The sequence below is a fragment of the Pantoea wallisii genome, assembly GCF_002095485.1.
Lineage (GTDB): Bacteria > Pseudomonadota > Gammaproteobacteria > Enterobacterales > Enterobacteriaceae > Pantoea > Pantoea wallisii.
The window spans coordinates 56,492-80,294 of sequence record NZ_MLFS01000003.1 but is presented as its reverse complement, the minus strand read 5'-3'; the positions used below and the strand labels follow the sequence as shown (position 1 = coordinate 80,294).

Annotated in this window: 23 protein-coding genes, 2 tRNA genes and 3 pseudogenes; 11 read left to right on the top strand and 17 right to left on the bottom strand. The window is 56.6% G+C overall.

The window, feature by feature from the left end; all coding sequences use genetic code 11:
- The first annotated feature begins 144 nt into the window (after positions 1-144).
- Positions 145-312: a ribosome modulation factor gene (gene rmf, locus HA48_RS01800; protein WP_071668711.1), complete on the top strand. Its 168-nt coding sequence runs from the start codon at positions 145-147 to the stop codon at positions 310-312.
- 65 nt (positions 313-377) lie between these two features.
- Here rmf and fabA read toward each other — a convergent pair whose 3' ends face one another.
- Both fabA and HA48_RS01790 read right to left on the bottom strand, forming a co-directional pair.
- The gene (fabA, locus tag HA48_RS01795; protein WP_128599512.1) at positions 378-896 is read right to left on the bottom strand and encodes a bifunctional 3-hydroxydecanoyl-ACP dehydratase/trans-2-decenoyl-ACP isomerase; all 519 of its coding nucleotides are present in this window, start codon (positions 894-896) and stop codon (positions 378-380) included.
- A 67-nt stretch (positions 897-963) separates the two neighbouring features.
- Positions 964-2,826, bottom strand: a complete 1,863-nt coding sequence (locus HA48_RS01790; protein ID WP_128599511.1) for an AAA family ATPase — start codon at positions 2,824-2,826, stop codon at positions 964-966.
- 53 nt (positions 2,827-2,879) lie between these two features.
- Here HA48_RS01790 and matP point away from each other — a divergent pair, with 53 nt between their 5' ends.
- Positions 2,880-3,347 (top strand): macrodomain Ter protein MatP, encoded by a 468-nt coding sequence (gene matP / locus HA48_RS01785; protein WP_139807973.1) that lies wholly within the window; start codon positions 2,880-2,882, stop codon positions 3,345-3,347.
- A gap of 92 nt (positions 3,348-3,439) precedes the next feature.
- Here the strand turns inward: matP and ompA are convergent, their stop codons facing one another.
- Positions 3,440-4,513 carry a porin OmpA gene (gene ompA, locus HA48_RS01780; protein WP_128599509.1) on the bottom strand — a complete coding sequence of 358 codons (1,074 nt, stop codon included), beginning with the start codon at positions 4,511-4,513 and terminating at the stop codon, positions 3,440-3,442.
- A gap of 350 nt (positions 4,514-4,863) precedes the next feature.
- Complete coding sequence (gene sulA, locus HA48_RS01775; RefSeq protein WP_128599508.1) at positions 4,864-5,355, bottom strand: SOS-induced cell division inhibitor SulA; 492 nt, start codon at positions 5,353-5,355, stop codon at positions 4,864-4,866.
- Between the two features lie 224 nt (positions 5,356-5,579).
- Here sulA and HA48_RS01770 point away from each other — a divergent pair, with 224 nt between their 5' ends.
- A complete protein-coding gene (locus tag HA48_RS01770) occupies positions 5,580-6,209 on the top strand; it encodes a TfoX/Sxy family DNA transformation protein (RefSeq protein ID WP_128599507.1) in 630 nt (209 codons plus the stop codon).
- Here HA48_RS01770 and yccS read toward each other — a convergent pair.
- Complete coding sequence (gene yccS, locus HA48_RS01765; RefSeq protein WP_128599506.1) at positions 6,206-8,344, bottom strand: YccS family putative transporter; 2,139 nt, start codon at positions 8,342-8,344, stop codon at positions 6,206-6,208. The genes HA48_RS01770 and yccS overlap by 4 nt on opposite strands.
- Before the next feature lie 8 nt (positions 8,345-8,352).
- On the bottom strand, positions 8,353-8,796 hold the full coding sequence (locus tag HA48_RS01760; RefSeq protein ID WP_128599505.1) for a YccF domain-containing protein: 444 nt from the start codon (positions 8,794-8,796) through the stop codon (positions 8,353-8,355).
- A gap of 121 nt (positions 8,797-8,917) precedes the next feature.
- On the opposite strand from HA48_RS01760, the pseudogene helD reads away from it, so the two are divergent.
- A pseudogene (gene helD / locus HA48_RS01755) lies at positions 8,918-10,971 on the top strand (DNA helicase IV).
- 3 nt (positions 10,972-10,974) lie between these two features.
- On the opposite strand, the pseudogene HA48_RS01750 reads toward helD, so the two are convergent.
- Together HA48_RS01750 and HA48_RS01745 are read right to left on the bottom strand one after the other, a co-directional pair.
- Positions 10,975-11,435 (bottom strand): annotated as a pseudogene (locus HA48_RS01750) (methylglyoxal synthase).
- Between the two features lie 67 nt (positions 11,436-11,502).
- Entirely contained in the window at positions 11,503-12,129 is a 627-nt protein-coding gene (locus HA48_RS01745) for a YccT family protein (protein WP_128599504.1), read from the bottom strand.
- A 176-nt stretch (positions 12,130-12,305) separates the two neighbouring features.
- On the opposite strand from HA48_RS01745, the gene HA48_RS01740 reads away from it, so the two are divergent.
- Positions 12,306-12,728 carry a CoA-binding protein gene (locus HA48_RS01740; protein WP_128599503.1) on the top strand — a complete coding sequence of 141 codons (423 nt, stop codon included), beginning with the start codon at positions 12,306-12,308 and terminating at the stop codon, positions 12,726-12,728.
- A gap of 33 nt (positions 12,729-12,761) precedes the next feature.
- Here HA48_RS01740 and hspQ read toward each other — a convergent pair whose 3' ends face one another.
- Both hspQ and rlmI read right to left on the bottom strand, forming a co-directional pair.
- Positions 12,762-13,079, bottom strand: a complete 318-nt coding sequence (hspQ, locus tag HA48_RS01735; protein WP_128599502.1) for a heat shock protein HspQ — start codon at positions 13,077-13,079, stop codon at positions 12,762-12,764.
- A 59-nt stretch (positions 13,080-13,138) separates the two neighbouring features.
- Positions 13,139-14,328 (bottom strand): annotated as a pseudogene (rlmI, locus tag HA48_RS01730) (23S rRNA (cytosine(1962)-C(5))-methyltransferase RlmI).
- 82 nt (positions 14,329-14,410) lie between these two features.
- Between rlmI and yccX the strand changes: the two are divergent.
- Positions 14,411-14,689, top strand: coding sequence for an acylphosphatase (gene yccX, locus HA48_RS01725; protein ID WP_128599501.1), 279 nt, complete (start codon positions 14,411-14,413; stop codon positions 14,687-14,689).
- On the opposite strand, the gene tusE is transcribed toward yccX, so the two are convergent.
- On the bottom strand, positions 14,690-15,016 hold the full coding sequence (gene tusE / locus HA48_RS01720; protein ID WP_128599500.1) for a sulfurtransferase TusE: 327 nt from the start codon (positions 15,014-15,016) through the stop codon (positions 14,690-14,692).
- A 96-nt stretch (positions 15,017-15,112) separates the two neighbouring features.
- Positions 15,113-15,769: an FtsH protease modulator YccA gene (gene yccA, locus HA48_RS01715; RefSeq protein WP_128599499.1), complete on the bottom strand. Its 657-nt coding sequence runs from the start codon at positions 15,767-15,769 to the stop codon at positions 15,113-15,115.
- Between the two features lie 222 nt (positions 15,770-15,991).
- Between yccA and HA48_RS01710 the strand changes: the two genes are divergently transcribed.
- The 3 genes from HA48_RS01710 (at position 15,992) to agp (ending at position 18,076) form a co-directional block, all read left to right on the top strand.
- Positions 15,992-16,079, top strand: a tRNA-Ser gene (locus HA48_RS01710).
- A gap of 35 nt (positions 16,080-16,114) precedes the next feature.
- A tRNA-Ser gene (locus HA48_RS01705) sits at positions 16,115-16,202 on the top strand.
- Between the two features lie 257 nt (positions 16,203-16,459).
- Positions 16,460-18,076: a bifunctional glucose-1-phosphatase/inositol phosphatase gene (gene agp, locus HA48_RS01700; protein WP_208613093.1), complete on the top strand. Its 1,617-nt coding sequence runs from the start codon at positions 16,460-16,462 to the stop codon at positions 18,074-18,076.
- 49 nt (positions 18,077-18,125) lie between these two features.
- On the opposite strand, the gene HA48_RS01695 is transcribed toward agp, so the two are convergent.
- Genes HA48_RS01695 through wrbA form a run of 3 tightly spaced genes read right to left on the bottom strand, consistent with a single transcriptional unit; the run spans position 18,126 to position 20,402 of the window.
- Positions 18,126-19,499, bottom strand: coding sequence for an NAD-dependent succinate-semialdehyde dehydrogenase (locus HA48_RS01695; protein ID WP_128599497.1), 1,374 nt, complete (start codon positions 19,497-19,499; stop codon positions 18,126-18,128).
- Positions 19,500-19,553: 54 nt separating this feature from the next.
- On the bottom strand, positions 19,554-19,784 hold the full coding sequence (locus HA48_RS01690; RefSeq protein WP_128599496.1) for a YccJ family protein: 231 nt from the start codon (positions 19,782-19,784) through the stop codon (positions 19,554-19,556).
- 18 nt (positions 19,785-19,802) lie between these two features.
- Positions 19,803-20,402: an NAD(P)H:quinone oxidoreductase gene (gene wrbA / locus HA48_RS01685; protein ID WP_128599495.1), complete on the bottom strand. Its 600-nt coding sequence runs from the start codon at positions 20,400-20,402 to the stop codon at positions 19,803-19,805.
- 308 nt (positions 20,403-20,710) lie between these two features.
- Here wrbA and HA48_RS01680 point away from each other — a divergent pair, with 308 nt between their 5' ends.
- Positions 20,711-20,875, top strand: coding sequence for a con-10 family general stress protein (locus tag HA48_RS01680; RefSeq protein WP_128599494.1), 165 nt, complete (start codon positions 20,711-20,713; stop codon positions 20,873-20,875).
- A gap of 109 nt (positions 20,876-20,984) precedes the next feature.
- Positions 20,985-21,899 (top strand): DMT family transporter, encoded by a 915-nt coding sequence (locus tag HA48_RS01675; protein WP_128599493.1) that lies wholly within the window; start codon positions 20,985-20,987, stop codon positions 21,897-21,899.
- On the opposite strand, the gene rutG is transcribed toward HA48_RS01675, so the two are convergent.
- Entirely contained in the window at positions 21,896-23,221 is a 1,326-nt protein-coding gene (rutG, locus tag HA48_RS01670; protein WP_128599492.1) for a pyrimidine utilization transport protein G, read from the bottom strand. The genes HA48_RS01675 and rutG overlap by 4 nt on opposite strands.
- Entirely contained in the window at positions 23,221-23,787 is a 567-nt protein-coding gene (locus tag HA48_RS01665; protein WP_425270653.1) for a flavin reductase, read from the bottom strand. The genes rutG and HA48_RS01665 overlap by 1 nt, the downstream gene beginning before the upstream one ends.
- Positions 23,788-23,803 lie beyond the last annotated feature (16 nt).

Genomic DNA, 23,803 nt, shown 5'->3' with positions numbered 1-23,803 from the left:
GGTCATTCAGATGACATTGGCGTGAATTTTGCGCATTGACCTTTCGGTGCGCTGAGGTTAGAACATTATTGTGGCTGAACATTAATTCGCCACTCTATATCTTTCCACCAGATTCCACCAGACCTGAAATGAGGGAAACGAGGTATGAAGAGACAGAAGAGAGACCGCCTGGAACGAGCACATTCTCGAGGCTATCAGGCCGGCATTACAGGCCGCTCTAAGGAGCTATGCCCTTATCAACTGATCGATGCCCGGTCTCACTGGTTGGGAGGTTGGCGACAAGCCATGGAGGACAGGTCGGCGGTGGCCTAGCACTGCCGGATGTCTATCGATAGGGAATGAACCTCCGCTGCGTGCGGAGGTTTTCGTTAGCGGATTTAGAAAGCAGAGGTATCTTTGAACAGACCCACTTTCAAATCCGTTGCGGTATAAATCAGGTTACCGTCAACAAACACTTCGCCATCGGCCACGCCCATCACCAGCTTGCGGTTGATCACGCGTTTGAAGTGGATTTTATAGGTCACTTTTTTCGCCGTCGGCAGAACCTGACCGGTGAATTTCACTTCACCCACGCCCAGCGCACGGCCTTTACCTTCCGCGCCCAGCCAGCCAAGGTAGAAACCTACCAGCTGCCACATCGCATCCAGACCGAGACAGCCAGGCATTACCGGATCGCCTTTAAAGTGGCAATCAAAAAACCACAGGTCAGGGCGGATATCCAGTTCGGCTTCCACGTAGCCTTTGTCGAAGCTGCCACCGTCTTCAGTCATTTTGACGACACGGTCCATCATCAACATGTTGTCGGACGGCAGCGGCGGGCCATTTTCGCCAAACAGTTCGCCGCGCCCTGAGGCAACCAGGTCTTCTTTGCTATAGGATTCGCGTTTATCTACCATGTTCTCAATATGCCTTCTTTTAGTGAAGTCCGAATATTAGCGAACAGTTGTACGCTGAGCAATGCTATCAGTTGTGGTTAAACCAGTTAAGCCAGCGTAACGGCCATGCGCGCGGGCGTGACTCCTGCTGATTAAATTGTGTAATGCGCTCCTGAATGGTATTCAGTAACGATTCACCGCTCTCACTTTGCCAGACGACACCGGTTAACAGCGGCAGCGCTTCGTCGACGCGCTCAATCGCCCAGATGTGGAACTGACCCTGCTGCACCGCATCGACCACATCCTGGCTCAGGCTCAGATGGCGCAGGTTACTGGCAGGCAGAATCACCCCCTGTTTGCCGGTCAGCTCGCGTGCCTGACAGATATGGAAGAAGCCCTCAACCTTCTCATTGAGACCACCAACTGGTTGCACATTACCAAACTGATCGACCGAACCGGTGACGGCGATGTGCTGGCTGAGCGGTTGATTTGCCAGCGCGCTGATTAACGCACACAGCTCGGCCAGTGAAGCGCTATCCCCGTCGACCTCGGAGTAGGACTGTTCAAACACCAGCGAAGCGGAGAAGGGCAGCTGCTGCTCAAGCTCCAGTTCGGCAATCAGGTATGCCTGCATGATCATCATACCTTTGGCGTGAATATTACCGCCCAGCTCGGCTTTACGCTCTACGTCGGTAAACTCCCCATCGCCCGGATGTACCACGCAGGTGATACGCGACGGTTCACCCCATGGACGTGGATGGCCGGGGAACTCAATCACAGAGAGGCCATTAATCTGACCCACCACTTCGCCTTCGGTCTCGATCATGATCTGGTTGAACAGGATCTCATCGCGCATACGGTCGACCAGGAAGCTTTCACGCCACTGACGGGCTTCCAGCGCATCTTTCAGCGCTTCAGCATTTATCGCTTCGCCGTGCAGCGACGCTTCCTGTAACTGACGGCGTAGCCAGCGCGGGCAGAGCGGCAGCGTCTCCTGATCGCCGGACATGCGCACGGCTTCATTGATGAGCGGTGGCCAGAAATCGGCTTCCGGCGCGGCTAAACCGGCCTGTCTGGCCTGCGTCAGCGTCCACTGGCACCACGCCGTCATATCCTCTTCATCAACGATTTGCAGGTTCTCTTCGAACTCGCTGTAGAGCGCCATCTCATGCACTTCAACGTCCAGCTCCTGGAAGCTGGCAAGCGCATCACGATCGCCACACAGCACCAGACGCAGCTGCAGCGGCAGGGAGGGGATGGTGAGAGGCAGTGGCTGGCGCTCATCCTGGGAGTACCAGTCAAAGCGGCCCTGTTCTATAAACTTACGCAGACGCAGCCACAGCAAAGGCTGCGACAGCAGGGTATTGATCGACAGAATCAGCGTGCCGCCATTTGCCCGATGCAGCAGACCCGGCTCCAGCTGCACGCGATCTTTGTACTGGCGCACGCAGCCAAACAGCTGTTCGGACTCAACCCAGTCGGCAAAATGCACGCCGCCACGGCTGGTGAACGGCCGGCTGGCATCCGCAGGCGGAAGCAGGCTGACGGTATCGCCCATGATATGGTAATCACCGCCGTACAGGGCCGTTTCATCAGGCTGGAAGCGGCGCGCAGCTTCAGCAATACAGGCGAGATAATCGCTGTTCTCCTGACTGCGCAGCAGCAGCAGCGGGAAACCCAGCGTTTGATGATGTAAATGCGCCAGCGCATTCAGCAGACGCGGCTGAACCGCGGCAAGACTATCGCACTCTTCCAGGGAGACGGTAGAAAAAATGGATTGGTAGCGGGTGTTATCCGGCTGCAGGGCTTGCCACGTAATTTGAGAGCTGGTCAAAATATTCGCATTAGTCTGATTCAGGAAAAGCGCGATTATACAGGAATCAGCCTGGTTAAGCACTGTGGAGTTCTGGCCCGAATTGTGACGTCCACAACATGTTTTTCCTTGCTGCATCCAGGAAAAAAGCTGTTATTCTTAGATTGTTACGTGATCACGATGAGATTCCGATGAAATACCAGCAACTCGAAAATCTTGAAAGTGGATGGAAGTGGAAATACCTGGTGAAAAAGCATCGGGAAGGGGAGTTGATCACCCGTCATCTGGAGCTAAGCGCTGCGCAGGCGGCCGTGAATGAGCTGCTGGCGATTGAGAATCGTCCAACTGAAGTGGGCGACTGGATTGCGCAGCACATTCATCCTGACCTTGAAAATCGCCTCAAGCAGACGATCCGTGCGCGCCGCAAACGCCATTTCAATGCTGAACATCAGCACACGCGCAAGAAATCGATCGATCTGGAGTATCTGGTGTGGCAGCGTCTTGCGGGGCTGGCTCAACGGCGCAGCAGTACGCTCTCTGAGACCATCGTACAGCTGATTGAAGATGCAGAGCGTAAAGAGAAGTATGCCAGCCAGATGTCAACGCTAAAACAGGATCTGCAGGCTATCCTCGGGAAGGGCGACGCGGATAAGAGCTAAGCGCTAAGCGCAGCGTTTGCCGCGTGTCAGCTGATTACATAGCAGCCATAAAAAAAACCCCGCCAAAGCGGGGTTTTTTATTACGCGATAACTTAAGCCTGTGGCTGAGTTACAACGTCTTTGATACCTTTCACGTCGATTTCAACGCGACGGTCTGGCGCCAGGCAGTCGATCAGGGCGTTACGGCCTTTCACGCTGTCACAGGTGTTGCCAGTAACCGGGTTAGATTTGCCCATGCCACGTGCAGAGATCTTGTTAGAAGGGATACCTTTAGATACCAGGTAATCAACTACAGACTGTGCGCGCTTCTCAGACAGTTTCTGGTTGTACTGCTCTGAACCGATGCGATCGGTGAAGCCCAGTACTACAACAGAGCCGTCTTTCGGATCCATTGAGCTCAGCTGGCTGTACAGCTGATCCAGAGCCTGCTGGCCTTCTGGCTTCAGGGTTGCTTTGTTGAAGGTGAACAGAACGTCAGACTTCAGGGTGAAACGCTTGGTTTCAACAACCGGAGCTGGTGCTGGAGCCGGAGCAACAACAGGTGCTGCATCTTCATCCTGACCGAAACGGTAAGAAACGCCAACGCTCAGCATGCTGTTGTCTGGACGTGCGCCAACAGTACCTGCATCACCGATGTTGTTAACCCACTGGTAGTCCAGGCGGGTAGCCCAGTTTTTGGTCAGTGCGTATTCAACACCTACAGCAGCCAGCGGAGAAACGCCGGTGTCGTGATCGCTGATACGAGTGCCGTTAGCAACATTAGCCTGAGTAGAGTCTGCACGCCATACCATACCACCCAGACGGGTGTACACGTCCAGATCGTCAGCAATTGGGTAGCTCAGTTTAGCAGCCAGCTGAACGCCTTGTGCTTTGAACGCGCCATTTACTTCGTTGCCTTTGTTAGGCATACGGCCCAGCCAGTCGTAGCCCAGCTCGAAGCCCAGGTATGGGTTCGCCTGATAGCCCAGGAATGCACCTGCGCCCAGCTGAGATTCGTGAGTTGGACCGTCGTTGTTCGCGTAACCGTTACCGTAGTAACCAGTATCGTGGTACTGAGACCAGCCCAGTTTAGCACCGGTATACCAGGTGTTATCTTTAGGAGCGGCCTGCGCTACGGTAGCGAAGCCAGCCAGTGCCACTGCAATTGCGATAGCTGTCTTTTTCATTTTGCGCCTCGTTATCATCCAAATAGGCAATGAGCAAAAAAGTTGCTCTTGGTTGTAATCCTTCGCCGGGTCTGAACGCTCGCTTATGACTCTACCGAAAAAAAACGGAGGTTATTGAGCACCCTGGCGAGGTAAAGTCTACAACGAGATTGGAAACTTACAAGTATGATGTGACGCCGGAAGATAAAAAAACAGGGATTTATACACACATTTTAACAAATGACATGGCAAAATTTTCGCTACAGAAAAAGGAAAATGTCGCTAACCCATTGTCAAAGCTGGCGGGAAAAGAATCAGTGGGTTAGCCGCAACTTCTGTAAAAAAAATCCTGAGAAAAATCTTACTTTTACTTAATGAAACAAATCTGAGGGAATTTTTGCTGCATTTGATTGTCTGGAGAAGGCGCGATCGTGACCCTGTGGTCGCATAATTAACCCCAGCGCTTCGCCTTCTGTTGCTGCCTGCTCCAGTTCCAGACGCTCACTGTCCGTTAACTCATACGGAATCCACGCCAGAACCACACTGTAATTTCCTGTGCGCAGCGCTTTTACCATACTCTCAACCGTGCTGAAGCGCGCTGATTGTGTGATGTGCATACTCTTCTCCAGCGGTAATCCGGACTGCTGCATCCAGCTGCGATTCAGTTTGCAGGCTGGCGTCAGCCACAGCTGCCACCGTGACTGCGCACTCAGCTGCTTCAGAACCGGCAACAGCAGCAACGGCATCATACCCGGTTGTTCGCTATAGCGTAATTCCGTGATTCCCCCCATAGAGGATTGCGTTAAGCCGGAAGCAGCGAAACGGCGGGAACGATCGGCAGGGCCAGAGAAGTGAGTACGCATATTTTTAATCACTCAGTAATGAACTGTATGGATGTACAGTACTGGCTTCGTGAACAAAGATCAACCTCAATTTCTGAAAATGCCTCGCAAATTCTGCACAAGATCCGGTCTGAAACGCTTTTATTCATTGAACAGCTAAATCGTTTTTTCTATCTTCTAACTGAATGAATATCCGAGCTTTTATAGGAAATTTCCCGCGCATGGAATCAGAATAAGGGGACGTTATGAAGAGAAGTAACCCGGTAGTTGAACGATCAAAAGCCCAGCTGGCAGCCTTGGGTAAAATCGAATCCCGCACTCAGTTTGGTGGTTACGCGCTGGCCGTTGAGAAGGTGGTTTTTGCCTATATTAACGACGATGCGCTCTACCTGCGTGCCAGCGAGGCGCTTCAGCATTACGCCACGCAGCGACCCATGGAGCCGCTGGTGTATCGTAAACGCGGTATGCCCGTCACGCTGAGCTACTTTAAAGTGGATCAACAACTGTGGCAGGACAAAGATCAATTATTGCGGCTTTCGGCCAGCTCACTGCAGGCCGCACAGGATGAAGCAGCCACCAGACATGTCTCACTGAGGCTAAAAGATCTGCCCAATCTCAGCCTGCGCCTGGAGCTGATGCTACACAAGGTGGGCATCAGTTCGGTCAGACTATTGTACGAAACCGGTTCACGTGAAAGCTGGCTAAAACTGCGTGCCCTGAATAAAGATATTGGCTTAAAGACCCTGCTGGCACTGGAGGGTGCGATATCCGGGCATCATGAGGCCGCGCTGCCGGCGGCGGTGCGCGAAGAGCTCAGCGTCTGGTACCAGAAGACGCTCCGCCAGCACGCAGCCGGGGAGCGACTATCCCCTTAGCGACTGGCGAGCGTACGGCGCAGGCGGGCGATTTCAGGCAGCAGGGCAATCAGTAATCCCAGCTGCTGGATAACCAACGGAGCCTGCGCTTCCGCAGCGTTTTTCAGTGCGCTGAGGCGCTGCATTAACGCCTGCTGCATCGCATTGGCCTGGGTTTCATCGACGCGCTCAATTTGCAGTACGTCCTCGACAAAACATACCGCATCGTCCAGCAGCTGGAGTAGCTCGCCTTCGGGCAGGCGATCGCGGTGGGCGCCGAGCGCAGAGATGTAACTCAGGAAGGAGTGATTCAGGCAGAGCAGGCGAAACGCATCTTCCCGCAGCGGCTGCTGCAGTTTCAGCTCGCTGCTCATGTTGGAGACCACAGAAGCCAGCTCCGCGTCGGCGTTGTGAGCATCACGACGCGCAATACGGTAGGCAAGGCGGTTATCTTTGCCCTGGTGATATTGCTCCATGATGGCATCCAGGTAACGGCAGTTGGCATTCAGGGTGCGATCGGCCACGGTGCTAAGCTGCCGGAAGCGCCAGTCCGGCCAGACAAAGGCCACCGCCAGCCAGGCAAGACCGCAGCCAAGCAGCGTATCCACCACGCGCGGCAGGGCCACGTCGAAACCTTCACCCAGCAGATTAAAGCACAGCAGCACCAGCAGCGTGATGAACAGCGTGGCCTGGGCGTACTGAATCTGACGGAAGGCAAAAAACAGCACGCCACTGAGCACAATCAGAATGAGCTGGCCTTCGATCGACGGCACCAGCCATAGCACCGGCAGCCCAATGGCGATGCCCGCCAGCGTGCCACCGATACGCAGCGCCAGCCGCCGTCGCGTAGCGTTGTAGTTAGGCTGGCACACAAAAAGGCTGGTAAGCAAAATCCAGTAGCCACGATGCAGGCCGGTGATCTGGATAAACGCATAGCCTACGCACAGGACCAGCGACATGCGCACCGCATGGCGGAACAGCGCAGAGGACGGACTCAGATGGCGGCTCAGGCGCAGGCGTATATCTGCCCAGCCGCTCAGCCCTTCGCGCGAAAGATTAATGTCGGCTGGTGTGAGCGGCTCGGCCAGTATCTGTTCGGATTCAATCGATGCCAGCTGTGCATCGATAGCGCGTAAGTTGCGCAGCAGCCAGAACAGCGGCCGGATATGAGTGGCTTCGGGATCCTGCTGCTGCAGACGCTGCAGGGTACTCTCCAGCCGCTCGAAACTACGCTCGAAGTGACTGTCATGATGCCAGCGCTGCCGCAGCACAATGTTCTCCGCCAGCTGGCGACACGCCTGCGCCTGCATATTCAGCAGTCGCTGAAAGCGAAACAGAACTTCGTTATAGCGCCAGTCATCGCGCAGCAGATGGTATTGCAGATGTGAGGAGCTGGCGCGTTCATGAATATCCTGCGCCACAAAGTAGTAGTGCAGGCTGCGCCGGGTACTGCGTGAGCCACGGTCGCCGCGCAGACGGCTCTGGATGGTGCTCTTGGTTTGATTAAGTTGTGCCACCAGGGCGCTGTTGACCATGGCAGTCGCGATCAGCGCCGCGTCATCCTGCTCACCGCCATCCGGATCAAACAGATTGGCTTTGGCCTCCAGATAGCGCGCCAGCTGGGAAAAACTGGCGGCCAGCTGCTCTTGCACCGGGCGCACCGGGAACATCAGGTGGCCAATAAACGTCAGCAGGTTGTACCAGAGCGCGCCAATCAGCAGTAGCGCGGGCTGCATCCACCACTGCGGAAACAGACCGATGCCAAGCATGGTGTAAACCGCAATCAGCAGCGCGCCAAAGGCGATGGTCGCATAGCGCTGGCCCAGCGCGCCCAGCAGAATAAATCCCCAGCTGGAGAGCGCCAGGCCGCCTGCGAAGGCCCAGGGATAGGGAAACAGCAGCTCAACCGAAACGGAAGCGATACAGAAACACAGCAGGGTAATGACCAGGTTACGTACGCGTCCGGTCCAGCGATCGTCAAGATCGGCCAGCGCCGCCGCCACAACGCCCAGCGTCAGCGGGATGGTCCACTCAATTTGCTGCAGCCACCAGGGAAAAGCCGCGCAACCCGCCAGCGCAAAGAAAATGCGCAGCAGATAGCGCAGACTGCTGTTGAACAGGTAACGTCGCCAGCCCGGTGAAGCATCATGCATCATTATTCGCCTCAGTAACGACGACGCGCGTTCGCTTCACGCGCGGCCTGCGCCTCTTCAACCGAGACCACACGGCGACCAACGGGCCACAGCGCAATCGCCGCAATCTTGAAATGCGCAATGCCGGTGGGGATGCCGATAATACTCAGACACTGCACAATGCCGGTGGAGATATGCATCAGGCACAGCCACCAGCCAAAGAAGATCAGCCAGAACAGGTTCAGAAAGGTTCCGCCGGCGTTCATTACATGGCTTTTGCTGTCCGGACGCAGCACATCGACGTGTACCGCTTCATTGCCAAACGGTAACAGCGACAGTTTGGTGATCTCCCAGCATGAGCGCGTCAGCGGCAGCGTAAAAATCAGCACGATGCTGATCAGCGTCGCAAATAGCCAGCCCAGGGTCGTGATAAAACCACCCAGTATGAAATTAAGAATATTAAGCACGGTGCGCATAACGCATTTTCCTTTTGCAATCCGCAATATGTGTCGCCCAGTTTAGCCTCTTTAAGGCTGGAGCGGTAAGAGTCTGACAGGTAAACTGCGCGATAATTGCATTCCACATGACGGTGCGAAGATGGAACTAAAAGCTACATCCATGGGCAAACGGCTGGCGCAGCACCCCTATAATCGGGTGCGTCTGTTGGCGGCCGGCGTGGAAGTCAGTGGCGATCGCCATGAATATCTTATTCCGTTCAACCAGCTGCTGAGCATCGCCTGTAAACGCGGTATGGTCTGGGGCGAACTGGAGTTCCACCTGCCGGAGGAGAGAGTGGTACGTCTGCACGGCACCGAGTGGCAGGAGACCCAGCGCTTTTTCCACTATCTGCAGCACGCCTGGCAGCAGTGGAGCCAGGAGATGAGCGACGTCAGCGCGCAGGTGCTGACAGCGCTGCAGCAGGAGATCATCACATTCACTGAACAGGATCGCTGGCTGAAGCGCAGTGAGCTGGCGGACATTAAAGAGAGTATAACCCGACAGTTTGCCGCCTTGCCGCTGCCGCTCGCGCGCCTGGAAGATTTCGATAACTGCCGCGAGCAGTGGCAATTTTGCCAGCAGTGGCTGGAGCAGGGTGAAACCGCTATTCGCGCGCGTAATCGCCAGTGGACTCGCGAAGTCATCAGCCATTTTCACGAATTCTTTTCTACCGTGGAAACCACGCCGCTTAATTCTTCCCAGTGTGAAGCTGTAGTCAATGGCGAAGACGCCTTGCTGGTGCTGGCGGGCGCGGGCAGCGGGAAAACCTCGGTGCTGGTGGCGCGTGCTGGTTGGCTGATGCAGCGCAGGCTGGCGCAGCCGGAGCAAATTCTGCTGCTGGCGTTTGGCCGTCAGGCGGCGGAGGAGATGAACGAACGTATACAGGCGCGGCTCGGTGACAGCGCCATTCAGGCGCGTACGTTCCACGCGCTGGCGCTGCATATCATTCGCGAAGGTAGTAACAAACAGCCGGTCATCAGTAAGCTGGAGAGCGACAGCAAGGCGCGCCGGCAGCTGCTTATCGATAACTGGCGCGAGCAGTGCAAAAGCAAGAAAGCGCAGGCCAGCGGCTGGCGGCAGTGGCTGCAGGACGAGCTGGCGTGGGATGTACCGGAAGGGCCTTTCTGGCAGGATGACAAGCTGGCGCAGCGGCTGGCTTCCCGGCTGGAGCGCTGGCTGGGCTGATGCGCATGCACGGCGGCGCGCAGGCGGCAATGATTGCTGATGTACCAGAAGCGCTGCGTGATAACTTCAGCAAGCGCGTTAAGCTGATGGCGCCGCTGCTAAAAGCGTGGAAAAGCGCGTTGAAAGAGGAGGGCGCAGTGGACTTCTCCGGCCTGATTCATCAGGCGATTGCCGTGCTCGACAAAGGACGCTTTATCAGCCCGTGGAAACACATTCTGGTGGATGAGTTCCAGGATATTTCACCGCAGCGCGCCGCCTTGTTAACCGCGCTGCGCCAGCAGAATAAGCGCACCAGTCTGTTTGCAGTGGGCGATGACTGGCAGGCGATTTATCGCTTCAGCGGCGCCGAAATGAGCCTGACCACCGCGTTTCATCACTATTTTGGCGAAGGCGATCGCTGCGTGCTGGATACGACCTACCGCTTTAACGATCGTATCGGAGACATTGCAAATCGTTTTGTGCAGCAGAACCCGCACCAGTTACGTAAGCCGCTTAATAGCCTGAGTAAAGGCAATAAAAAGTCAGTGACGCTGTTGCCGGACGATCAGCTGGAGGCGCTGCTGGATAAGCTGAGCGGGTATGCAAAACCGGATGAGCGCATACTGTTACTGGCACGCTATCACCATCTGCGTCCGGCCGTGCTGGATAAAGCCAAAACGCGCTGGCCGAAGTTAGCGCTGGATTTTATGACCATCCATGCCAGCAAAGGGCAGCAGGCCGATTTTGTCATTGTGCTGGGGCTGCACGAGGGGCGCGACGGCTTCCCGGCGCAGGCGCGTGAATCGATTATGGAAGAGGGATTACTGCCGCAGCCCGAAGACTTTGCACACGCCGAAGAGCGGCGGCTGGCGTACGTGGCACTGACCCGCGCCCGCCAGCAGGTGTGGCTGCTGTTTGATAAAGCGCGGCCTTCAGCGTTTGTGGACGTGTTCCGCGAACTGGGTGTGCCGCAGAGTCGTAAAGCCTGATGATCAGGCTTTCAGACGCTCAGCCAGATAGCGCTGATAGTCGGGAATCTGAATCGCACTCTCTGCCGCAAACAGCGGCGACCGGATAATGAAGTCTGCCGTTGAGCGGTTGGTTGCACCGGAATGTTCCACACGGTGGCAAGGCGCAGCAGCGCTTTGACATCCGGATCGTGCGGCACCGCATTCAGCGGATCCCAGAAGAAGAACAGCACATCGATTTTGCCTTCAGAAATCATCGCGCCAACCTGCTGATCGCCGCCCATCGGGCCGCTCAGCATGGCATTCACGTCCAGACCGGTATGGCGATTGATCAGATTACCGGTCGTCCCGGTGGCATACAGCACATGAGATTGCAGCGCGCTCTGGTTGATTTTTACCCACTCCAGCAGCGAGGCTTTGCAATGGTCATGGGCAACGAGGGCAATGTGTTTCTGGACTTTCAGGGTACGAACGGTCTGCTCCATAGGGCTTCCTGTCTCTGCTCGGGCATTAAGGTTAGAGCACGAGTTTACCCCTGGCGTTTCGTTGCTATCAACTTGCGCGTAAGGTTTTCATCCAGCTGATAAAACGCAGGCGCGTTGCGGCATCAAAACGCTGAAACCAGCGCTGAAGCGCGGGCAGATCGCTGGCGTCCTGCCAGGCAAAATCGAGGTTCAGGCTGGTGTCCGGGATGTGGCCGGTTTGCAGGGCGAAACGCGGCACCGAAGCCACCTGGGCCGTACGGTTATATTTCACCATCGCCTGTTCCACATCACTGCTGTCGTCTGGCGGCAACCGATCGCGAATGCTGGCAATCTCATTACCGTGTTCATCTATCAGCTGAAAATTGAGCGACCTGTCAAAATGCGTACGTTCACGACGGCTGTTCAGCGCGGGCAGACGGATCGCCACCGAATGCGCATCGGCGCTGAAGGTCACAATCATGGGTACAGACTGGAAATGGCTGGCATCGGCGCCCGCTTTTTCAACGCGAAACAGAAACTGATGCTGACCGCGCTCCAGCTCAAGGCTATCCGCACCTTTCAGCAGCGAGCCTGAGATTTTGCGCCCATCCAGCACCAGCAGATCGATCTGCGGATCGAGCTTCAATGTGATGGCATGGCAGGACGCCGATACGAGCAACACGAGTAAACCCGTAACAGCTAAAGACAGCTTCATTTCTACTCCCGGAAAAGGGGGGGATAACGGCGATGTGTAGCAAATTATTACATTATGGCAGTAAATTTACATTTTAACATATTTATTCGTGCTGCCGCGCAAAGTTTCACGCGCCCGGCTTGCACTTTGCGCGCCGATGCCCTCTACACTCTTGAGAGCGAAACAAGGAGAAAAGTATGAACGATCAAATCATCCGCGATGTCCTGACGAACACGAAACGCATCGCGCTGGTCGGTGCCAGCGATCGCACTGACCGTCCCAGCTATGGCGTGATGAAATATCTGCTCGATCAAGGTTATGAGGTGATACCGGTGAGCCCGAAGCTGGCCGGACAGACGCTACTGGGACAAACCGCTTACGCCACACTGGCGGAGATCCCGGGTAAAGTCGATATGGTGGATGTGTTTCGCAATGCAGAAGCCGCGTGGGGCGTCGCGCAGGAGGCGATTGCGATCGGGGCGAATACGCTGTGGCTGCAGCAGGGGATAATTAATGAACAGGCTGCCGTGCTGGCGCGTGATGCCGGGCTGACGGTCATTATGGATCGCTGCCCGAAGATTGAGATTCCGCGGCTGGGATTGACGCGCGCCGTGCAGTAACGCAAAAACGGCGACCTCAGGTCGCCGTTATCATTAATGACGCAGGCTCGGGGCCTGCAGCTGCTGCCGGATGGAAGCCGCAAGCTCATCCATAGAGGGCTGTTCCGGATGTTCAAACGAGGTCTCACCCGCCAGCTGAATCTCAGCCACATAAGTGTGCACCTGTTCGCCCTCTTCATCTTCCATCACGACGTGGTACCACGGCGCAGCGCGCAACGACTCCGTTGCGCCGACTTCATCCAGCTCAGGTTCGTCCAGCGAGTACTCCGCATCAACATCGACGATTACGCCGAGCACGCCGGAAAGACGATGGCGTACCTGCTGACCAATTCCAAATTTACTGGCAATCATTGTGACCTCCCAAAACTTTGCCCTGCTACCAATATGGTGGCAGGGACAGCGTTTTCAAGTCACAGCACGCGGCAGGCAAATCCTTTCAGATAAAGTCCTTCAGGATAGCTGGCGATCACCGGATGGTCGGCTGCCTGACGGAACTGCTCTATAAATTGTACATCACGGCCGGCATCTACGGCGGCATCAGCGATAATCTTCTGGAACAGATCGGTCGCCATCAGGCCAGAGCAGGAGAACGTCAACAAAATCCCGCCGGGATTAAGTAGCTGAATGGCCAGCATATTGATGTCTTTATAACCGCGACAGGCACCCATCAGCTGATTTTTATTTTCAACAAATTTCGGCGGATCCATAACGATCAGGTCAAACTTCTCGCCGCTGTCACGGTAGCGACGCAGCAGTTTGAACACATCATCACGCACGAATTGCGCGCGCGACACATCAAGCTGTTCAGCTCAACGTTCTGCTTCGCGACATCCAGCGCATCCTGAGAGGTATCAACACTGATCACTTCGCGGCAGCCGCCCAGCAGCGCGGAAACGGCGAAACCGCCAGTGTAAGAGAAGCAGTTCAGTACGCGGGCGTTTTCTGCGTAGCGGCGCGTGGCAAGACGGCTGTCGCGCTGATCCAGGTAGTAACCGGTTTTATGACCGCCCTGAATGTCAACCAGCAGCTTCATCCCGTGTTCGGTAATCGGTAACAGTGCCGGTGGCAGCTCGCCCGATACCGGGCCCTGAGCCAGCTCCAGACCCTCTTTTTTACGTACTGCAACATCAGAGCGATCGTAGATGGAGCAGGTCGGGAAGCTCTGCTGCAGGGCGGAGATAATCGCCGGACGCTGGTACTCGGCACCCGCCGACAGCAGCTGCAGGACCAGAAAATCGCCAAAGCGATCGATAGTCACGCCGGGCATGCCGTCAGATTCACCGGCGATCAGACGGTAGCTGTCCAGCCCGTCACGTTGCGCCAGCCAGGTGCGCCATTGCTGTGCCTGCTCAAAAGCGCGCACGAAGAAGGCGATGTCGATTGACTCATCCTGCTGCCAGCTCCAGACGCGAGCACGAATTTGCGACTGCGGTGAATAAGCGGCGCGGGCCAGCCATTTGCCATTGCTGTCACAGACATCAATAGTTTCACCCGACTGGGCTTTACCTTCCATACGGGCGACGGCACCGGAGAATACCCACGGATGGCGGCGCAGCAGGGATTTTTCACGTCCCTTAGCGAGAATCAATCGAACGGTCATATTTGCTATGCTTACCTGAAAAAATGAGGCGTCATTCTCCGGTGGATGACGGCAAAATGCAACGCACAATGGGGAGATCGCCATGGCGACCACAAGCTACAAAATCTGGGTGTATGGTACGGTGCAGGGCGTGGGTTTTCGCTACTACACTCAGGCGCGGGCCAATGAGCTGGGCGTGACCGGCTACGCGCACAATCTGCAGGATGGCAGTGTTGAAGTGCTGGCTGCCGGTGAAGAGCAGCAGGTTCAGGCGCTGATTGAGTGGTTAAAAGCGGGCGGGCCGCGCAGCGCACGCGTTGATAAGGTGCTGGCCGAACCGCATCAGCCCGCCACCTTTCCGGCGCGCTTCACCACCGGCTGATTAAAGGCACTTCGCCGGTTTCGGCAGGCCGGCAATTTTTGTTGCTTGCTTAGCCGGCCCCTCCGGGAACAGGCGAAACAGATAGCGGCTGTTACCTTTCTCTTCGCCATACTTTTGCGCCATGGCTTTAACCAGCATGCGCACCGCGGGCGAGGTATTAAACTCCTGATAAAAGGCCCGCACAAAGTGCACCACTTCCCAGTGCGCATCACCCATCTCAATCGCTTCGTTTTGGGCGATAGCCGCAGCCAGCTCTTCACTCCAGTCCGCACTGTTTTTCAGATAGCCTTCCGCATCAGTGGCAATCTCTTTACCGGCAAAAATCACGTTGACTCCTCATTACACCTTTTGCCTTATTGTAAATTCGCCGGCAGCTAAAAAGCAAAAACCCCGCCGCAGCGGGGTTTTGGTAAAGCGACAGCCTTAGTCTTTGCTGGCGAAGCCCAGCAGGCTCAGCAGGCTGACAAAGATGTTGTACAGCGACACATACAGGCTCACGGTAGCGCGGATATAGTTGGTTTCGCCGCCGTGGATGATGTTGCTGGTTTCCCACAAAATGGCGCCTGCAGAGAACAGAATAAACAGGGCGCTAATGGCGAGGTGCAGCGCTGGCAGCTGCAGGAAGATATTTGCCACGACGGCGACCAGCAGTACCACAAAGCCAGCCATCATCATGCCGCCAAGGAATGACATATCGCGACGCGTTGTCAGTACATAGGCAGAACAGCAGAAGAACACCAGCGCGGTACCGCCCAGCGCCATGGCGATCACATCACCCATGCCCGCCGTCAGGAAAGCGCTGAGAATTGGGCCAAGGCAGTATCCCAGGAAGCCGGTGAACGCAAAGGCGGCCAGAATGCCTGCCGGGCTATTGGCCAGACGGTAGGTCAGAAACATCAAACCGTAAAACCCGACCAGCATCAGGATCAAACCCGGCGAGGGCAGGGCGTACACGGTGCTGAGCGTGGCGGTTACGGCAGAGAAGGCCAGCGTCAGGCCCAGTAAGAAGTAGGTATTACGCAGAACTTTGTGCGTACTGATTAACGATTGCTGCTGTGACGAGCTAATAATTCTGTCCATCATGCGCTCCTTAAGAGAGAGAACACCAAATATCGCCTGAGAATACGCAGCGGCTGTGGAACAGAAAAGGCGTTTTACCCTTCTTTACGCGATAAATCGCTGTTTCGCTGAGCAGAATGGCGATTTTGACGACAAAAAAAAGATTTTTGGCGGTTTTTCAGGCGAACGATTCACGTGACGCTTTACATCGTTCGGGGGGATGTTTATAGTGCGCCTCATTGCGGAGGGGTGGCCGAGTGGCTTAAGGCAACGGTCTTGAAAACCGTCGATGGGCAACCATCCGAGAGTTCGAATCTCTCCTCCTCCGCCATCACTCTTACAGAGTGACGTTACAAAAAGATTTCCGGAGGGATGGCCGAGTGGCTTAAGGCAACGGTCTTGAAAACCGTCGATGGGAAACCATCCCAGAGTTCGAATCTCTGTTCCTCCGCCATATTAAAGAAGCCCGCAGCGATGCGGGCTTTTTGCTTTTCAGCATTCACCCAATCCGAAAAAACCTCTCCTTGCTCTTCCGTCACCGGCCCGCACCTAACGGCAGACGCGTTTGCTGCTATAGTCCAGTCACGGTTTTTGCAAACATCTGGCGATTTTCCGATGCAAGCTGAGTTACACTGTGCGGTAATTCGCTCTTTGGCCGGCTAATCGTTTGAAAGCCAGAGTGTTTCACTGATGAATTATGGAATAGGCACAATGATCAAGAAACTGAGTCTTTGCGCGTTGTCAGTTATCGCGGCGCTTCCGGTGGGCATGACCGCTTACGCTGCGGATGGGGATATGCAACTTCAGCAGGTACTGATGCTGAGTCGTCACAATCTGCGTGCGCCGCTGGCTAACAATGGCAGCGTGCTGGAGCAATCCACGAAGAAGAGCTGGCCGCAGTGGGATGTAGCCGGTGGCGAGCTGACCACCAAAGGCGGCGTGCTGGAAGTCTATATGGGTAACTATACCCGTCAGTGGCTGGCACAGCAGGGCCTGGTAGAGAAAGGGACCTGTCCGGATAGCAGTAACATCTTTGTCTACGCCAACAGCCTGCAACGTACCGTGGCCACCGCGCAGTACTTTGTCACCGGCGCCTTCCCGGGCTGCGACGTTGCGGTAACCCATCAGGATGCGATGGGCACGATGGATCCCATCTTTAACCCGGTCATTACCGATGACAGTGAAGCGTTCAACAAAAAGGCGCTGGCGGCAATGACGGCTGCCAATGAGAAACTGGCGCTGAAGCCGGCGCTGCAGCGCCTGGAAAAGATTGTTGATTACAAAGCTTCACCGGCCTGCAACGGTAAAAAGCAGTGCGACCTCAGCAGCAGCGATAACACCTTTACTGCTGAAAACGGCAAAGAGCCTGGCGTAAACGGCCCGCTGAAGATTGGTAATTCGCTGGTGGATGCCTTTACGCTGCAATATTACGAAGGTTTCCCGGCGGATCAGGTTGCCTGGGGCCAGATCAAAACCCCGGAGCAGTGGAAAGAGCTGGCCGCTATCAAAAACGGCTATCAGGATGCACTGTTCACCTCACCGACCGTCTCGCGTGAAGTCGCGGCTCCGCTGGTGGATTATATCCGCAGCCAGTTAGTCGATCAGGACAAAGCCAGTGCGCCAAAAGTGACGCTGATGGTGGGTCACGACTCCAACATCGCTTCACTGCTCAGCGCGCTTCAGGTGAAACCTTATGAACTGCCGGGCAACGATGAGAAAACGCCTATCGGTGGTCAGGTGGTGTTTGAGCGCTGGCACGATGCGAAAAACAATAAAGATCTGCTGAAAGTGGAATACGTCTATCAGACGGCCGATCAGCTGCGTAACGCTGATGTGCTGAGCCTGAAAAATCCGCCGAAGCGCGTAACGCTGCAGCTGGCCGGTTGCGATACCGATGCGAACGGCTATTGCAGCTGGGATCAGTTTACCGCTGCGCTGAACACGGCGTTGCAGGGCACGCCACTGCAGCCAGCGGCACCTGCGGCACAGCCAGCACCGGCTGCCGCCCCAGCAGAGCAGACGCCGGAGAAGAGCGATCGCCCGGCGGCAGAGAGCGCGAACAGCGACAAAGCCGCCGCGGACAAAGCGGCTGCTGACAAAGCGGCTGCTGACAAAGCCGCAGCAGATAAAGCCGCCGAGGATAAAGCAAAAGCTGCTAAAGCCGCTGACGATAAAGCTAAAGCAGAGAAGGCCGCTGCGCAGAAAGCGGCTGAAGAGAAGGCGAAAGCCGATGCCTCTGCGGCACAGAAAGCTCAGGCGGATGCGGTGCCAGAGAAGTCACAGGCTGAAGCCAAACCGGCCCAGCAGCCAGTTGCCGCCAGTAACTAAGCGACAGCGCCATGTAAAAACCCCGCCGCGGCGGGGTTTTTTGTGTGGTTTAACCGGCGACAACCACCAGTTTCTGGTTGGCAAACTCTTTCAGACCGAGATCGGACAGCTCCCGACCGTAGCCAGAGCGCTTCACGCCGCCAAACGGCAGCTCGGCTGCGGTATCGCTCTGTGAATTGATAAACACCATACCGGTCTCAATCTGCGAAGCCATGTTGCGGCCGCGTGTGATATCGCGGGTCCAGACTGAGCCGCCAAGGCCATAGTGGGAGTCGTTCGCCAGCGCGATCGCGGCGCGATCGTCCGCCACAACGTACACCTGCGCCACCGGCCCGAAAAACTCCTGATAGTAAGCCGGGTTCTCGGGCGTCAATCCGGTAAGGACCGTGGGCTGGTAATAGCAGCCAACGCCCTCAATCACTTTACCGCCAAATACCAGATTTGCACCGTGCTGCACTGCGTCATCAACCTGTTTTGCCAGGCGGTCACGCGCATCTTTGGATGATAGCGGCCCCAGGGTGGTTTTTTCATCAAGCGGATCGCCCGGTATCGCGGACTGCATCGCTGCGCTGAATTTCGCCATAAACTGATCGGCAATCTTCTCATGCAGGATAAAGCGCTTCGCGGCGGTGCACACCTGGCCACAGTTGCTCAGACGCCCCTGTGCACCCTGGCGTACGGCTTCGTCGATGTCTGCGTCATCCAGCACCACGAACACATCGTTACCGCCCAGCTCCAGCGTCGATTTTTTCAGATGCTTACCCGCCTGTTCTGCCACAGCGCTACCTGCGCGCTCTGAGCCGGTCAGGGCAACACCCTGAACGCGTGAGTCGGCGATGAGATCCGCAACCTGCTCACTGGAGATAAACAGATTGGTCCAGGCACCCTGCGGCGCGCCGGCTTCCAGCACCAGCTTTTCAAACACATCGGCACAGTGCGGCACGATGTTTGCGTGCTTCGCCAGCACCGGGTTGCCCAGCGCCAGATTCGGCGCCAGAACGCGCATCAGCTGATAATAGGGGAAGTTCCACGGTTCAACCGCTACAATCACGCCAATCGGATGGTACTCCAGCCACGCATCACCCACTTCACTCGGGTAAGGCTGTGCCTGTAAAAAGGTCGCAGCGTGTTCGGCATAGTAGCGCGCAATACTGGCGCAGATTTTCACTTCACCACGGCTTTGCCCAATCAGTTTACCCATCTCTTTACTGGCTATGGTTGCCAGCTCTTCAGCACGCTGATCGATCAAATCCGCCAGCCGATGCAGCACCTGCAGGCGCGGCTGAATATCTCCTTTGCTCCATGCAGAGTGGTACAGCGCATCAGCAGTGTGCAGCGCCTGCTGCGCATAGGCATCATCGTGTGCGGGCCACTCTTTTAGCAGTTGATTATTAGCGGGGTTGATACTTTGATAGGCGGACATACAAGCCTCCCTGGTCACTCCTGAAAAACAAGGCGGGACGGGCCCGCCTGCGGATTACACGTTTTTGCGTTCGACGGTCTTATCATCCCACGTCAGGACATCCTGATCGGTCTTTTCAAAGGCGCGGAGTAATACATCGTCACTGCCTTGCTGCCGCCAGATCTCCTCGGCCAGGCGCTCATCGTAATTCGCAACTTCAAAAATGGCCTCGGCAATTTCGCGTGAGGTGTGGCGCAGGGTGGCCCATTCGCCCACATGATGTGCTTTAGACTGTTCTGTCGTCATACCTGTCTCCTGTTGGGGTTATCCTTTCAGTTTTACCGCCAGTCCGGCGACGTATCGGCCCTGATAACGGGCAATCTCCAGCTCTTCAGCTGACGGCTGGCGTGAGCCATCGCCGCCGGCGAGCGTGGTTGCGCCGTAAGGCGTACCGCCGCGCACCTGAGAAATATCAAAAAGTTCTTTGGTGCCATAACCAATCGGCACAATCACCATGCCGTGATGCGCAAGGGTGGTCCACACCGAGGTTATGGTCTGCTCCTGACCACCACCGGTCCCGGTGGAGGCAAAAACGCTGGCAATCTTGCCGTACAGCGCACCGGATGCCCACAGTCCGCCGGTGCGATCCCAGAAGTTACGCATCTGTCCGGACATGTTGCCAAAGCGCGTCGGCGTGCCCACGATAATGGCGTCATACTGCGGCAATACATCAGGCGTCGCTTCCGCAGCCGTCTGATTTACCTTGCCGCCCACCTGTGCAAAGCGCTCGGGGTCCATGCTCTCGGGCACGCGCAGAATAGTCACCTCTGCGCCGTCCACGCCTTTAGCGCCCTCCGCGACAGCCTGCGCCATGGTTTCAATATGGCCGTACATCGAATAGTAAAGCACCAGAATTTTTGCCATTGCTTCCATCCTGTTGGGTGTGGTGAGTAGAAGGAAGTATAGAAGAGGCTGCGCAAGGTGCTGGACAGTGGCTGACCAATCAGCACCACCGCTGCGGTTTATATGCCGATAACCCTCTGTAAACTGGTGCTTTATGTGGAAATGCGCATGTAAAGCAGCGGGATATGTGTTTCAAAGTATGAACACGCGGTAGAAGATCGTCTCTCCTGGCTACTCTTTAACCTGGTGGCGTGAACGTACGCCTCCTGCTTTTCACCTAACCTGAGTGAAAAGCCCATCCCACAGAGACTAACTCCCTGGAGGAAATGATGGCTCAACATCGTGGAGGATCAGGCAATTTTGCCGAGGATCGTGAAAGGGCGGCAGAAGCGGGCCGGAAAGGCGGTAAAAACAGCGGCGGTAATTTCAGGAACGATCCGCAACGCGCTGCCGCAGCAGGTGAAAAAGGGGGACGCAGTCGCAGCAAGAAGTAACGCTGTCCCCGATTGCTCCCCGCCGCCGGGCATGCCCGGCGGTAACAAACATTGCATTATCCGTCCCCGATCAGCAAAAATAGCCGCCGGTTATCTAATCTGGTGCGTTATGTCCGCTTCTACTTCTCGTCTCAGCCTGCGTATTACCCGGCAGGAGCTGGTGCTTATCTTTATTACCATGGTGTGGGGTGGCACGTTCCTGGTGGTGCACCGGGCAATGGCACACTCAGGCCCCTTCTTTTTTGTGGGCTTGCGCTTTGCTGCGGCCTCACTGCTGCTGGCCGTGTTCTTCCGCCGCTATCTGCGCCAGGTGACCCGGCTGGAGATAAAAGCTGGCGTGCTGATTGGCCTCGCCATCGCCGGCGGTTATGGCCTGCAGACCTGGGGCATGCAAACCATCTCCAGCAGCCAGTCGGCATTTTTAACTGCGCTGTATGTGCCGGTTGTGCCGCTGCTGCAGTGGCTGTTTCTGCGCCGTCCGCCTGGCCTGATGGCCTGGATTGGCATCACGCTGGCGTTTATTGGTCTGGTGCTGGTGGCGGGCCCGCAGGACGGCAACCTGACGCTCAATGCCGGAGAGATTGCCACGCTGCTGAGTACATTGGCGATTGCGGCAGAGATTATCCTGATCAGCCGCTATGCCGGGCAGGTCGATGTGCGCCGGGTAACGCTGATTCAGCTGATGGTGGCATCCCTCTGTGCGTTTCTGTTGATGATCCCGAACGGGGAGTCACTGCCAGCCATGTCAGCGCCGCTGCTCTTCAGCGCGTTAGGCTTAGGGGCGGCCAGCGCCCTGATTCAGGTCACCATGAACTGGGCACAACGCAGCGTGTCGCCTACGCGCGCCACGGTTATCTATGCCGGAGAGCCGGTATGGGCCGGCGTAGTGGGGCGCATTGCCGGCGAGCGCTTGCCGGCAGCGGCTCTGCTGGGCGGGGCGCTGATTGTCTGCGGAGTGATTGTCAGCGAACTGCGGCTACGCCGTAAAAAAACGGTGCCGGTTGAGGCACCGCAGGAGCCTTAAGGGTGCTGGCGTGCCGCCTGCTTTTCCGGCGCGGCACGACGCTTTTGCAGCAGGGCGTTCAGAAAGATAGCGCCGAATGTTGCCGTACCGATGCCGCCCAGCGTGAAGCTGCCGATCTTCAGGGCAAAATCACCGGCACCCAGCACCAGCGTGGTGGCGACCATGATCAGATTGCTGTTCTGGCTCAAATCTACCTGGTTTTGCAGCCAGATACGCGCGCCCGCTACCGCAATCAATCCAAACACCACAATCGATGCGCCGCCAATCACCGGGCCGGGAATGGCATGAATCAAGGCGCCAAACTTGGGTGAAAAGCCCAGTACCAGCGCGATGATTGCCGCTGCGACAAACGCCAGCGTTGAGTAGACCTTCGTCACCGCCATTACGCCGATATTCTCGGCATAGGTGGTTACGCCGCTGCCGCCCAGGGTGCCGGAGAGCATGGTGGCCAGTCCATCCCCGACAAACGCGCGGCCCATCCATGGATCGAGGTTACGCCCGGTCATGCCGGCGACTGCCTTAATGTGCCCAAGATTCTCCGCCACCAGGATGATAGCGACAGGCGCGATCATCACCATTGCCTGTACATCAAACACCGGCGCGGTGGTATGCGGCAGCCCAAACCAGGCCGCGCCAGCCACGCCGCTAAAATCCACCGGTTTGCCGAAGCCCATAACGTTAGTGAGCAGCGCATAGATCGCCCAGGCCATCAGCAGCCCGACCAGAATCAGCAACCGTTGCAGCAGTCCATGAGTAAACACCGCGACCAATCCAATGCACAGCACCGTTACCACGGCCATCCAGCTATCAAACATCGAAGATGAGACGCTGTGCACGGCGATGGGCGCCAGATTAAGGCCGATCGCCATGACAACGGCGCCGGTTACCACGGGCGGCATCAGTCGCTCTATCCAGCCGGTACCGATTTTTATGACGATCAGGCCAATCAGCGTGTAGAGCGCCCCGCAGGCGATTACGCCGCCAAGCGCCAGCGCCATGTGCGGATTCAGCCCCTGTCCGCTAAATCCGGTAACGGCAATGACCACGCCGACAAAGGCCGCGCTGGAGCCAAGATAGCTGGGCACACGACCACCGGTGATGATGAAAAACAGCAGCGTACCTATACCCGAAACCAAAATGGCCAGATTAGGGTCCAGGCCCATCAGTAACGGCATCAGCACCGTCGCGCCAAACATCGCCACGGCATGTTGCAGGCCAAGAATCAGCGTCTGCCCGGCAGGCAGCGTTTCGTCCGGCGCGATCAGCCCGTCATCGTTCATTGCTGACTTTTTCTGCCAGCGGGGAAACCAGGAACTCGCCATTATCTTCTCCAGAGCAGGGGAAAGCGGGCCGCTGTTGCGGCGTTAACGGGCATCCTGCCGCAGCAGCGGGTGATAGCTGCGGTCAAACCACGCCAGACCGTGCTGTGCCTCGCTGCGCGCCAGCGCAACGACTTCACATAGCAGCACGTCATGCGTGCCCGCGCTGACAACCTGTGTAATGGTGCAGTCGAATGCCACCAGAGCCCCCTCCAGCCGCGCGCCCCGCCGCCGGGACGGGCGTGCCAGTCGCCGGCGGCGAAGCGTTCGTCCATGGCGGTTTTGCCACCAAACAGGGTGGACAGCGCCTCCTGACCGGCGGCGAGCGTATTCACACACAGCACACCGTTTGTGCGGAAGAGCGGCCACACCGACGCGTTGCGATTCAGGCACACCAGCAGCGTGGGCGGCGCATCCGTTACGCTGCACACTGCCGTGGCCGTAAACCCGGCCCTTCCGGCCGGACCGTCAGTGGTGATGATGTTCACCGCAGCGCCCAGTGAGGCCATCGCGTTGCGGAAATCCTGCTGCTGCACCCCGGCCAGCGCCGGCAGTTCAAGTACGCTCATGGTAATTCTCCCGTCT